General features: G+C 48.0%; 11 protein-coding genes. 4 read left to right on the forward strand and 7 right to left on the reverse strand.

The features are described 5' to 3' along the window. The 3 genes from gatA to Q0991_RS13050 form a co-directional block, all read left to right on the forward strand. Positions 1-1,342: Asp-tRNA(Asn)/Glu-tRNA(Gln) amidotransferase subunit GatA (gene gatA / locus Q0991_RS13040; RefSeq protein WP_299489142.1), on the forward strand; the 1,342-nt coding region annotated here is incomplete at its 5' end. Positions 1,343-1,465: 123 nt separating this feature from the next. Next, positions 1,466-2,362 (forward strand): hypothetical protein, encoded by an 897-nt coding sequence (locus Q0991_RS13045; protein ID WP_299489143.1) that lies wholly within the window; start codon positions 1,466-1,468, stop codon positions 2,360-2,362. Between the two features lie 713 nt (positions 2,363-3,075). Further along, positions 3,076-3,696, forward strand: a complete 621-nt coding sequence (locus Q0991_RS13050; protein WP_299489144.1) for a class I SAM-dependent methyltransferase — start codon at positions 3,076-3,078, stop codon at positions 3,694-3,696. Here the strand turns inward: Q0991_RS13050 and Q0991_RS13055 are convergent. From Q0991_RS13055 to Q0991_RS13070, 4 genes are read right to left on the reverse strand one after another with little or no spacing between them, the layout of a single operon-like run. After that, positions 3,681-4,139: a YaiI/YqxD family protein gene (locus tag Q0991_RS13055; RefSeq protein WP_299489146.1), complete on the reverse strand. Its 459-nt coding sequence runs from the start codon at positions 4,137-4,139 to the stop codon at positions 3,681-3,683. The two genes, Q0991_RS13050 and Q0991_RS13055, sit on opposite strands and share 16 nt — an antisense overlap. A 38-nt stretch (positions 4,140-4,177) precedes the next feature. Then, on the reverse strand, positions 4,178-4,627 hold the full coding sequence (locus tag Q0991_RS13060) for an HNH endonuclease (protein ID WP_299489147.1): 450 nt from the start codon (positions 4,625-4,627) through the stop codon (positions 4,178-4,180). Further along, positions 4,593-4,961, reverse strand: a complete 369-nt coding sequence (locus Q0991_RS13065; RefSeq protein ID WP_299489148.1) for a hypothetical protein — start codon at positions 4,959-4,961, stop codon at positions 4,593-4,595. Before Q0991_RS13065 ends, Q0991_RS13060 begins: the two co-directional genes overlap by 35 nt. A gap of 8 nt (positions 4,962-4,969) precedes the next feature. Then, the gene (locus Q0991_RS13070) at positions 4,970-5,416 is read right to left on the reverse strand and encodes a hypothetical protein (RefSeq protein ID WP_299489150.1); all 447 of its coding nucleotides are present in this window, start codon (positions 5,414-5,416) and stop codon (positions 4,970-4,972) included. A 141-nt stretch (positions 5,417-5,557) separates the two neighbouring features. Here Q0991_RS13070 and Q0991_RS13075 point away from each other — a divergent pair, with 141 nt between their 5' ends. Next, the gene (locus Q0991_RS13075) at positions 5,558-7,621 is read left to right on the forward strand and encodes a thioredoxin domain-containing protein (protein WP_299489152.1); all 2,064 of its coding nucleotides are present in this window, start codon (positions 5,558-5,560) and stop codon (positions 7,619-7,621) included. Here the strand turns inward: Q0991_RS13075 and Q0991_RS13080 are convergent. The 3 genes from Q0991_RS13080 to Q0991_RS13090 form a co-directional block, all read right to left on the reverse strand. Next, positions 7,602-8,201 (reverse strand): hypothetical protein, encoded by a 600-nt coding sequence (locus Q0991_RS13080; protein WP_299489153.1) that lies wholly within the window; start codon positions 8,199-8,201, stop codon positions 7,602-7,604. The genes Q0991_RS13075 and Q0991_RS13080 overlap by 20 nt on opposite strands. Before the next feature lie 410 nt (positions 8,202-8,611). Next, a complete protein-coding gene (locus tag Q0991_RS13085) occupies positions 8,612-10,192 on the reverse strand; it encodes a mechanosensitive ion channel family protein (RefSeq protein ID WP_299489154.1) in 1,581 nt (526 codons plus the stop codon). Positions 10,193-10,267: 75 nt separating this feature from the next. Continuing rightward, on the reverse strand, positions 10,268-11,323 hold the full coding sequence (locus tag Q0991_RS13090) for an adenosine deaminase (protein WP_299489156.1): 1,056 nt from the start codon (positions 11,321-11,323) through the stop codon (positions 10,268-10,270). Between the last annotated feature and the right edge of the window lie 244 nt (positions 11,324-11,567).

Below are 11,567 nucleotides of genomic sequence, written 5' to 3' on the forward strand. Positions count from 1 at the left end.
CCATAGTTTTTTGGCCATTACTGCTGACCAAGCACTCGCCCAAGCTAAACAGGTCGATGCTAAGTTAGCTGCGGGGGAAGAGATTGGTTTACTAGCGGGGATTCCCATTGGTATCAAAGATAATATGTGTACCAAGGGAATTGCTACAACCTGTGGGTCAAAAATTCTTAAAAACTTTATCCCCCCTTACGAGTCTACAGTAACCCAAAAGTTGGCGGCTGCGGGGGCAGTCATGGTGGGTAAAACCAACCTAGATGAATTTGCCATGGGCAGCTCGACGGAGAACTCTGCCTACCAAGTCACGGGCAATCCCTGGGATGTGTCCCGCGTGCCGGGTGGGTCCTCGGGGGGCTCGGCTGCAGCAGTGGCGGCTGATGAATGTGTGGTCTCTATTGGGTCGGATACGGGGGGGTCCATTCGGCAACCTGCAGCCCTCTGTGGCGTAGTCGGCCTCAAGCCCACCTATGGATTGGTGTCTCGCTTTGGCCTAGTGGCCTATGCCTCCTCCTTAGATCAAATTGGTCCCTTTGGTCGCACCGTCGAAGATGCAGCCATTCTCTTACAAGAAATCGCAGGTTACGATCCCCAAGACTCCACTAGTCTTAAGGTCGACATTCCGAATTATTCCCAGTCTTTAATTCCTGACCTCAAAGGGAAAAAGGTGGGCGTAATCACCGAAACCTTTGGAGAAGGACTGGATTCGGTTGTAGAAAAAGCGGTTCGTAAGGCGATCGATCAATTAGCTGAACTGGGTGCTGAGGTACAAGAGATTTCTTGTCCGCGCTTCCGCTATGGGTTGCCCACTTACTATGTGATTGCTCCTTCGGAAGCCTCTGCGAACTTAGCCCGTTACGATGGCGTTAAATATGGCTACCGTACCGAAGAGCCTGATGATCTAATGTCCATGTACACCAACACGCGGGCAGAAGGCTTTGGAGCTGAGGTTAAACGTCGAATTATGATCGGCACCTATGCTTTGTCTGCGGGCTATTACGATGCTTACTACCTAAAAGCCCAAAAGGTTCGCACGTTAATCAAGGAAGACTTTGAAAAGGCGTTTGAGAACGTGGATGTTTTGGTTTGTCCCACCACGCCAACGACTGCATTCAAGGCAGGTGAGAAAACAGATAATCCACTGAGCATGTATCTCTCTGATTTGATGACAATTCCAGTTAATCTTGCAGGGTTACCTGGGCTCAGTCTCCCCTGTGGTTTTGATGACCAAGGTTTACCAATTGGGTTACAGATAATTGGTAACGTTTTACGGGAAGATCAGGTACTCCAAGCTGCCTATGCTTATGAGCAATCTACGGAATGGCATCAAGCGTCCCCCCAACTTTAACCCCAACTTTAAAAAGGCCAAAGTTACTCGAATATTCTGGAGCATCTCCAAGCCTGCGGAATAGAAGCGTAAACATCCGTTGAGATCAGCACATCCGACTGCTTTCAGCACCATTACTGAAATATGCACTTCTATCGACTCTACGGTCTGATTTTTCAGTCGGCCTTTCAGATTATCAACTTAGCAGAACTATCATCTGTAACGCAGGAACCAGACGTCACCATTGAACGGGTAAGTGATGGCAATATTAGTGATTATGTGCCCTCAGAGGTTGCTCAAAAACCCATTGCAATTCAAATGGGCCAATCGAGTGCCTTGGTTTATCTGAAGAACACAGGCGTATTTATGGTTCAAGGGGGGTGCAAAATTATACTTGTCACCACCCAAAACCCACAGCAGGAACACATTTGTCAAGCCTTATTGGGAGTCGTATTGGCGATTTTATTCCATCAACGGGGCTCATTCATACTCCACGCCAGTACAGTTGCCATCGGAGAAACCGCTGTTGCCTTTCTGGGAGACTCAGGTGCTGGTAAATCTTCGGCTTTAGCGGCGATGATCACTCAAGGATTCGTAGGGGTCACCGATGACCTCACAGCGATTCAAATCTGCTCAGGTCAAGCCTTGATTCAGGCTGGTGTGCCTAGGATGAAATTGTCCGCTGCAGTTGCCGACCGGCTAGAGCTTGCTAGAGCAAATACGCTCTCCGATGAAGAATCTATATTTTATTTCTCCTCAAGCAATAACTTGGAGCCCTTTCCTTTACAGCGTCTGTATATTTTGGATTATGGTCCAAACTGGTCAATTAGACCGATCTCCCAGCAACGAGCCATCATTGAATTACTGCGTTTTTCTGGATTAAAGTCTGTTTTGCCTATCCGCAACCGTCACCATTTTAGGCACGTCTCACAACTAACTACTTGTGTCGGGGTTTATCAGCTTCAGCGACCTCAAGGGCTAGATCAGCTGTCTCAATTGCCTAAATTCTTAAAAGACCATATAAGGGAGTACCCGTTATGAAAGAAATTCGCTAAAGTATGAGGTGATAGAATAAAGTTCCGCCATGGAATAAGCGTAATCAGCATGAAAAAAGCTTGGACAACCCCAAAATTAGAGATTCACGGAGCGATTGAAGAACTCACCCAAGTCAACCTTGACGAGCTTCAAAGGATGGGGTCTTTCATGCTTCCTGAGGAAGCCCATGACCTTTTAGCTAGTTTAGGTGGTCTCAACTCATAACCGTTTAGGTGATCTCAACTGATAACCCCGCTGCTTATAGATATATGAAGCTTTAAATCCAGCACTAAAGCATGAGTTTGACCTGACGACTCCTATGAATGCTTAGGCTGCTATGAAGATTAATCCCTTCTTTCTCAGTACATTAAAGAGATTTCGCTTATTTGAGGAAACATAGTTGTTGCAGTAAAGAACATTAAGCCACAACTCAGATTAATTTCCCGTCAAAAACCGTGCTTCTACCGCCAAGAGAAGAAGACTCGCAGCGCTGAAACCTTTATTCTCCATCAGGTGTATCTCACAAACTGGACTTAGACCGAACTCAAATTATTTAACCACGGCTGAACTGACAGGTATGCTGGGATACGTGGGAGTAACTCCGATTGGGTTTTCTGAACTTGAACTCTATCATCTCAGTTTGCTTAGCCACAAGATCCAGCCAGAACAGCCGGAGCTGATCAATTAACCCATTTGCACCTTCTTGCTAGGGAAGATCAGTGGAATTCCACGAAAATATCACCATTGCTGAATATCAAGCCACCGCCAACCACTTTAGAGAGGGGACTTGGGACCATGATGTCTCCCAAAATCGACAGGCATTAGTAAAATGGATGCCCCGAAACCCGGGTCGCATCTTGGACTTAGGCTGCGGACCGGGCCGCGATCTCTTAGCATTCAAATCACAAGGACATGAGGTGGTGGGTCTAGATGCCACTCCCGCTTTTGTGGAAATGGCCCAGCAAATCGGCTGTGAGGTGTGGCAGCAAACCTTCTTGGATCTGCATCTGCCAGACGACTCCTTTGACGGGATTTTTGCCAATGCGTCTCTATTGCATGTGCCTCAGGCCTCGATGGAGTCGGTTCTTCAAAATGTATGGCAGTCCTTGGTGGTTGAAGGAGCGATCGCGCTATCCATGGCCCGAGGTAATCAAGAAGGCTTTGTCAATCGACCTTCCGGGCAGCGGTTTGTCTCCTATTGGGAATATGAAACCCTCGCCCCTTTGGTGCAAGCAGCTGGATTCACCGTAGTGGATCATTACTACCGACCTCCGGGGCTTCCCCAAGATCAGCAGTCTTGGGTAGTGATTGTAGCGGTTAAATCTCAGGCTGGTGGCTGATGGTGTTTGGCTAAAAATCGATCGAGCTGATTGGCAAATAGTTGTCGATCCCGTTGATTTAATGCCGGTGGTCCGCCAGTAACCAGTCCACCTTCCCGCATCTCTTCCATAAAGTTACGCATCGAGAGCTGTTCTCGCATATTGTTTTGCGTATACAGCTCACCTCGGGGGTTCAGAGCATGGCCCAATTTTTTAATCACAGCCGCCGCTAGGGGAATGTCAGCCGTGATCACTAAATCTCCAGCCTGGAGATGTTCCACAATATGGTTGTCGGCCCCATCAAAGCCCGCAGGAACTTGAACCGCATCAATATAATCGGATGCAGGGGGATTGATATATTGATTCGCGACTAAAGTGAGGTGAATTTTGACCCGCCTTGCAGCTCGATACAGAATTTCTTTGATTGCATTCGGGCAGGCATCGGCATCAACCCAAATTTTCATGATTGTTTTCCCGTTCTATTCCTGATGTAGCATGACCTTTAACCCGTTACTTCAACGTTTGGTTCGAGTAATTCAGTCAGTCTAGCTTCTCCATGAATTTGCATAATGGCATAGTCCAGAGACTGTTGGCGAAACGGATGTAGTTGTCGCCTCCATAGGATGAAAGGTTGAGTCCCTTTTTTTGTATTGCACCCCCAACACATCACCAGCATATTGTCTTGGCACAGGGTTTTACTGATATGGTTACGCTTGGGTTCCAGGTGGTCAATGGTGCTATTGGCGACCGCCAATCCTCGCTGACAGATGGGACAAATATCTCCCAGTTTCTGAAGTTGTTGCTCAATCAGTTGACGCGCTTCCGGCGTTTGTCGCCAGTCTTGGTACTGCTCGCGGTATTGGGAATAAACTCGATTCACCGCCGTATGGGCCCGTAGCTTTGACCCTTGCATTTGGTTAAAGAGTTGCAGGCAAGTTTCCATCCGGGTCATCGCTACTGTCCTTGGCTTCAAATTCATAAATATTGTTGACGAGTTCGGTGTGCTGCCAATTCTGAGAGCGTTTGCGCACTTTCTTGACCGTTGATTTGATGGCCGTTGCAGCCTGTTGCATGCGGGCAAAGTTAGACAGGATTTTGGCTTCAACCTGACTTGAAGTGGTCTGGATTTTTTGGGTAATCCAGGTGTATAAATCAATCACTTGCTGCCAGCCTCGGTTGAGGAGCCCCTGCTGTTTGCGCTCTGTATTGAGTTGATGCTGAGTGAGCAAGGTCCGATTATAGGTTTGCAAGTCCCGATAGGACATGTTGTCATGGGTACGCACCATATCCCCTCCTAATCCAGTTGGGCTAATAGCGTTCTTACCAATCTGAGGAGTTCGCTCCGTTCTAAATCGAGGAAATTTCTGAGGAGTTCTTTGAAATATTGCTGATATTTCTCGAGCTGTTGTTCCACATAGTTGAGCTGATTTAAGGCGTAATCTCGCTCATTTTCAATTCGATATTTAACCAAACCATAGCTGCGATTATTTTTGGCAAAATGGCTACGCTGCTCGATCAAAGATCGAATGGCATCGGCCAAATCATCTTGTTCTCTAACGGCATAGAGCAATGCTCGGACTTGATCGGCACTCATGCGTTGGGCAAAGGCGATATCGAGCTGATGAGTCTTTTTGAGTTCGGCAACTGCCGCTTTCTTGGATAGAAGGGCTTCCTGCTTGTCTTGGGGAAAGGAAGAAACGACCATAACCGTTGCCAAAACATCTAGGTCAAGTATACTCATTGCCCCCCAATGAACGTCGGAAATCATGGGTTTCTTTGGGTTTTAAGGCGAGATTTGACTTTAAGAATATTTTTGGGATTAAGAAAAATTCCCCCAATAAGATAGCGATAGACTGTGAATGCACTCTCCTCTGGTGGCTTCATGCCAAATCGCCTTGCCCATTCTGCTAGCCTCTATCTGCGCAAGCATGCTGATAATCCTATTGACTGGTGGCCCTGGTGTGAAGAAGCCCTAGAACGTGCAGCCCAGGAGAATAAACCCATTTTTCTCTCGGTAGGGTATTCCAGTTGCCATTGGTGCACGGTGATGGAAGGAGAAGCCTTCTCCAATCCTGAAATTGCCAAGTATATGAACGCGCAGTATGTCCCCATCAAGGTGGACCGGGAAGAGCGCCCCGATATTGACAGTATCTATATGCAGGCGGTTCAGGCGATGACTGGGCAGGGGGGATGGCCCCTCAATATGTTTCTGTCGCCAGGGGACTTGGTGCCTTTTTATGGCGGCACCTATTTCCCGGAGGAACCCAAATATGGACGTCCTGGATTTCTGCAAGTTTTAGAAGCGATTCGCAGCTTTTATGACACTGAGAAAGAAAAATTAGACACCCAGAAAGAGAAGCTAAGTGGTCATCTGCAAAGCTCAACCGTTCTCAATCCCATTGGTGATCTCCAGCCTGAACTGTTGAGTAAGGGCATTGCCAAGAATACAACGGTGCTGATCAACAAAACCCCAGGGCCGAGCTTTCCCATGATTCCCTATGCTGCGATCGCACTTCACGGATCGCGCTTTTCTACTCCAGAGCAAGAGCAGGCCCAACAAGCTTGTCGCCAACGAGGACTGGATTTGGCCTTGGGTGGAATCTATGACCATGTGGCTGGGGGCTTTCATCGTTACACCGTCGATCCCACCTGGACAGTGCCCCATTTTGAAAAAATGCTCTATGACAATGGCCAGATTGTCGAATATCTAGCAAACTTGTGGAGTACAGGCGTTGAAGAGCCTGCTTTCGAGCGGGCCATTGCGGGGACGGTGGCTTGGCTCAAACGAGAAATGACGGCAGAGGCAGGCTATTTCTATGCAGCTCAAGATGCCGATAATTTCGTCAACACGGACGATCCAGAACCGGAAGAAGGCCGTTTCTATACCTGGACCTACGCGGATCTGACCCATCTGCTGGCACCAGACGAATTCACAGCCATGGCAGATATCTTTCATTTAAGTGCGGAGGGCAACTTTGAAGACGGTCTGATTGTTCTCCAGCGCCAGCAACCTGGAATTGTTAGCGATCAGGTAGAAGCAGCCCTAGAAAAGCTCTTTCAAGTTCGCTATGGAGAACAACCTGAATCACTGACCACGTTTCCCCCCGCTATCAATAATCAGGTGGCTAAAACCCACCCTTGGTCAGGTCGTATTCCTCCAGTGACGGATACCAAAATGATTGTGGCCTGGAATAGTTTGATGATTTCAGGCTTGGCCCGTGCTGCAGCCGTGTTTCAACAGCCGGACTATCTAGCATTAGCCACGAGAGCTGCCACTTTTATTCTCGATCAGCAATGGTCGGAGGGACGATTACACCGCGTCAACTACGATGGCGAAATCGCTGTGATTGCCCAATCGGAGGACTATGCGCTTCTAATCAAAGCACTGCTGGATCTGAATCAAGCCTGCCAAAGCCTAGAGGTGGATCAAGCCAATCGCTGGTTGGAAGCGGCACAAAAGACGCAAGCGGAATTTGATGAGCATTTATGGGCCGTGGATGGAGGTGGTTATTTTAATACGGGCAGTGAAACGTCAGGAGAATTGCTGATTCGAGAAAGGAGCTGGTTGGATAATGCCACGCCCGCTGCCAATGGGGTTGCGATCGCAAATCTGATCCGCCTGAGTTTGGTGTGCGATCGCACCGACTATCTCACGCAAGCAGAACAAGCCCTCCAAACCTTTGGACAAGTGATGGAATCTTCCACCCAGGCCTGTCCCAGCCTCTTTGTCGCCCTAGACTGGTATTTTCACCACACGTCTATTCGGACAGCGGCGACAGACTTAGCAACAACTTATTTGCCCACCGCCGTGTACCGCCAGTCATCCGATGTGCCACCCAACGCAGTGGGTTTAGTTTGCCAAGGCTTTAGTTGTTTAGATCCTGCCGTCACCCTGGAAGAACTACAACAACAAATTACGGACAGCCTTACTCGACATCCGTTGTAGGCTCTGGACTCGCAGCCCCGACTGCGGCCTCACTGCGTTCTTCTGCGGCGATATCTACATTCTGAATAACATAAGGTAGAAATGCCCCTTTAAGCCCCCGTTTAATCCGTTCCGAGGTTTCTTCAAACAGTACAAATAAGGGATACATTTTTTCAGCACCCTCATTAAAAATATGTTGAAAATGCTGCGGCATTTCCCAGGTATAGCCTCGACTTAAGGCAACTTGCGTTTGCCGCCAACGGCTTACTAAATGAGAAAAATCCTCTTGGGGACGATGAATAAAGACTAAGATTTCTACTCCTGTTTTTATTTTCCATTCTGGATCACACATCAATAGTGCCAGATCACAAGGAAGTGAAATGAGTTCATAGGGACTGTCCGAAGATTTCATCTCAGACTGAGGGATTCGGCATCTTACCTGAACCACAGGCAAGGGAATCGTAATCACACTATCGCGGGACCGACGAATACTAGGAATTTTCTCAAAGTAAGGGCGATGCTGCCTCAATAACTCAACAGCATGATGATGATTACTATACGTTGCCAGCAACTCTTCATAATGGGATTGATAAACTGGCATGGTCTTAGTGGGGTGATCTTCTTTATCTATTAGTACCCAGACAAAGCCCAAGATTTGCGATATGAACCTGATTCGAAAGGGGCATATCGCTTATTCTTGACTTTATTGAAGGTCAACTATTTCTATCTTCTCATCAAAATAGATCATTTTTTTGATGTTAAATCGATTTCAACTCATACGAAATTTTTATTCCTCTGTTAGACTTACTTCTTATGATCATCGTGAACAATATTCTAATTGCATAGGACTACATCCAGCTAGCATAGGATGGGCACTCCGGGCATCGGCGACACACCATTGCTACCAAAAATATAGTCATTCTATTCCTGCTCGCCCACGCAAACTTTTCGATTTAAACAACAATACGCTACGCAAACTTTTTTAAATTCAAGCGACAATCTGCGATGACTTTAACGGTTCAGCCAAAGTTGATGCTGAGGCACGGGCATTGCAATACCTGCTTCATCAAAGGCTAATTTCAACCGACGACGTAGCTCTCTAGACACAGCCCACTGTTGCAGGGGTTGGGTCTTAATCCAGACTTTGACCACAGGACCCCGATGGTCAAAATCATCTACGCCCATGAGTTGCGGCGATTCGAGAATATGCTTCTCCCATTCAGGCTCAACGGCCATCGCCTGGGCGGTGGACTGAATCAAATCCAACATCGGATCAACGTCCGCATCGTAGGGAATGGGGATGTTGAGATCGACCCGTGACCACTCGCTGGAGAGGTTCGCCACAATGCGAATTTCACTATTAGGGATGGTGATCAGTTGTCCTTCGGCATTGCGAATTTGGGTCATGCGCAAGTTTAAAGTTTCAACGATGCCGGTATACTGATCGACGGTGATCACATCACCCACCCCATACTGATCTTCCACAATCACTAGGAAGCCATTGAGCGCATCTTTGATAATGCTCTGGGAGGCAAGGGAAAGCGCCACCCCCACTAAACCCACACCTGCTAGTAAGGGACCGACGTCTACTTTTAGCAGGACTAGGGCGACAATCACGCCAATGCTAATCCAAACCGGGACAGCAAAGCCTTTAATGACATTGGCAATAGTGGAGATTCTCAGCAGCATTCGCTGCGACGCCATCGGCGTAAGGAAGGGGGTAACGGTTAAGGCTAGAGCAAAGCGATTGACTAAGGCCCAACTCAAGCGAATCAGCAGGTAGATGCCCAATCCAACCCCCGTTAAGGTGAGAGGCACAGGAAGGCTCTTCAGCAACCAAATATTGATGGGGCGAGTGTAGGGAAAAAGATTCAAGCAGATCAAGAGACAGAGTAACCCTATTGAGATCTGAAGAATACTAAGGACTTGGCGCAGTATCCCAATAAAGCCAACCCAGAGCTGAACGGGGGGAAGCTGCGTTTTACCATCCGTTTTAGGGGCAGCGATGGCCTTGGCAGGTCGCCTTAATCGGCGCTGCAAACGGTGAACAAGGCGGTTCAGCAAAATGGAAAAGCTAATCACAGCGGCGGCAATGATACCCTGCTGCCGCAAGACCTGGGGCTGTCTCTCGATCCTAGCGCGGCGCAGCGCTGCCTCTAAAATAGATTTGATTTGGTCATCTAAGGTGGTGACGTCAAGTCCCCGCAGCTCCGCATCCAGGGTCGTAATCGTCATCAAATGCTGATCATCAACATAAATGACGGGTAGATTATTACTGATCCGAATGTCTACCAGGGGGTCGGCTGTATTGGAGCGGAGATACTTGCGTTTGCTGGTCTCTAGACTGTCCTGGACGGCTTGAATGCGCTCAGCTAGATTACCTTTAGTAGCCGCGATTTTGAAGAGACGGCGACCATCTAACCAAATCCAATCCGAAACCAGAGGGTTCGACAGGTTAGGAATAATCAGCGGCTGCTGGGTTGAAGGGTTGGCGATGGGACTGGGGGCTTGAGCCCAGCCCGGGGCATGTAAAAGAAGCGTTAAGATAACGCTAACTAAAGCAAGAATCAATCGACGGCGGATGGCAGGCATTCACTGTTTGGATGGCGTCTCAATGTTCTAGACTGGCTGCCAATGCCGCTCGACTATCTTCTCTAAGGTTTGCACTTAAGTAGCAACTGTTGCTCGATTTGGCTTTAATGCAGCAGGAGCCCAGTTTAGAACATCATTCAGAATAGCAGCTGGACCTTGATTTAGGGGCCAAGCAAAGGCATGGCGGAAGGCATTCTCCTGACAAGCTCTCAGTTGATCGAAGCTAATCACATCTTGGGTGAGGAGGGTTTCGTACTCAAAGGGTAGACGAACATTGTGGAGACCCGCGTTGTCAGTGCAAATGGCCACATCGACTCCAGCATCAAAACAACGATCAAACACCACTTGCAGTTGCTGAATACTTTGTAAGGTTCCGGTTTTTAGATAAGTGGTGGGGCAAATCTCCAAGCATTGCCGGCGTTGAGCAACGGCAGGTAGAAGTTCTGGATGCTGCAAGGGGATTTGGATACCGTGACCAATCCGCATCAAATAAGGCAAGAGTTCTGGATGGGCACCGCCTTCGGTTTCATAGAGATGGCAGGTGGTTTTAAGGTTTAGAGAGCGGGCATAGGCATAGAGATCGACAAATTCATCAATGCGATCGCAATACAAATCATCTCCACCAGCTAGGTCAATCCCGCAGACATACTCCGGCATTTGGGCGGCAATCTCAACAATGGCTCGGTTGACCTCATAGGGCAAGCGCGCATGCATACAGAGGATTTGGCTGGTGACGATGGGATATTCTTTGACCTGACTCGCCTGACCAACAATTTCGACAATCTCCGCCGTTTGATCAATCCGTTCTGTTTGGCTGAGCTGGTCTGAGGTGCGCAGATAAGGGGTATACCGCATCTCCATATAGGCCAGATTCTCGAACACGTAAGCGCCACGAATCAGGCGATAGATAAAGTAAGGCAGGGTTTCACGAGTTTGAACGCTTTCTACCAGGGTATGCAGTTCTAGGTACTCGGCTAGGGATTCCCGAGGGCGACAGTAGAATTCTTCAAACTGAGGATAGTCCGTAAAGGGTTTTGCCAAATCGGGGCGGTTGCGCTTGAAATATCGCCACAAAATCCGTGGCACCACCGATCCGCCTAAATGTCGATGCAACTCAGCGTATAAAGACACAATGACCCCTTGCTATGCCAGCCGGAAACTTCTCTTCAATATAAGAAATATTTTTAGAGTTGTGTGGTTAAGAATTCATCCCAAATTGGACATATCCAGTAACGCAAAATTCATTCTATTTTTCCGTATCTTGCATAACGAATTGAGCCTATCCCTCTTTTATCACTTTAGTCAGATAAAAAATAGACTATTCTCAGTGTCTATTTTTCTGATGAGTGATGTCAGCTTCAAGAAGTCCAGAATC

The organism is Acaryochloris sp. IP29b_bin.137 (assembly GCF_028285745.1).
Taxonomy (GTDB): Bacteria; Cyanobacteriota; Cyanobacteriia; order Thermosynechococcales; family Thermosynechococcaceae; genus Acaryochloris.

What these genes read in the sequence shown, in the direction of transcription:
- Q0991_RS13045 (WP_299489143.1), top strand. Translation starts at nt 1,466, where the DNA reads ATGCACTTCTATCGACTCTACGGTCTGATTTTTCAGTCGGCCTTTCAG.
- Q0991_RS13055 (WP_299489146.1), bottom strand. Translation starts at nt 4,139, where the DNA reads ATGAAAATTTGGGTTGATGCCGATGCCTGCCCGAATGCAATCAAAGAA.
- Q0991_RS13060 (WP_299489147.1), bottom strand. Translation starts at nt 4,627, where the DNA reads ATGACCCGGATGGAAACTTGCCTGCAACTCTTTAACCAAATGCAAGGG.
- Q0991_RS13065 (WP_299489148.1), bottom strand. Translation starts at nt 4,961, where the DNA reads ATGGTGCGTACCCATGACAACATGTCCTATCGGGACTTGCAAACCTAT.
- Q0991_RS13070 (WP_299489150.1), bottom strand. Translation starts at nt 5,416, where the DNA reads ATGAGTATACTTGACCTAGATGTTTTGGCAACGGTTATGGTCGTTTCT.
- Q0991_RS13075 (WP_299489152.1), top strand. Translation starts at nt 5,558, where the DNA reads ATGCCAAATCGCCTTGCCCATTCTGCTAGCCTCTATCTGCGCAAGCAT.
- Q0991_RS13080 (WP_299489153.1), bottom strand. Translation starts at nt 8,201, where the DNA reads ATGCCAGTTTATCAATCCCATTATGAAGAGTTGCTGGCAACGTATAGT.
- Q0991_RS13085 (WP_299489154.1), bottom strand. Translation starts at nt 10,192, where the DNA reads ATGCCTGCCATCCGCCGTCGATTGATTCTTGCTTTAGTTAGCGTTATC.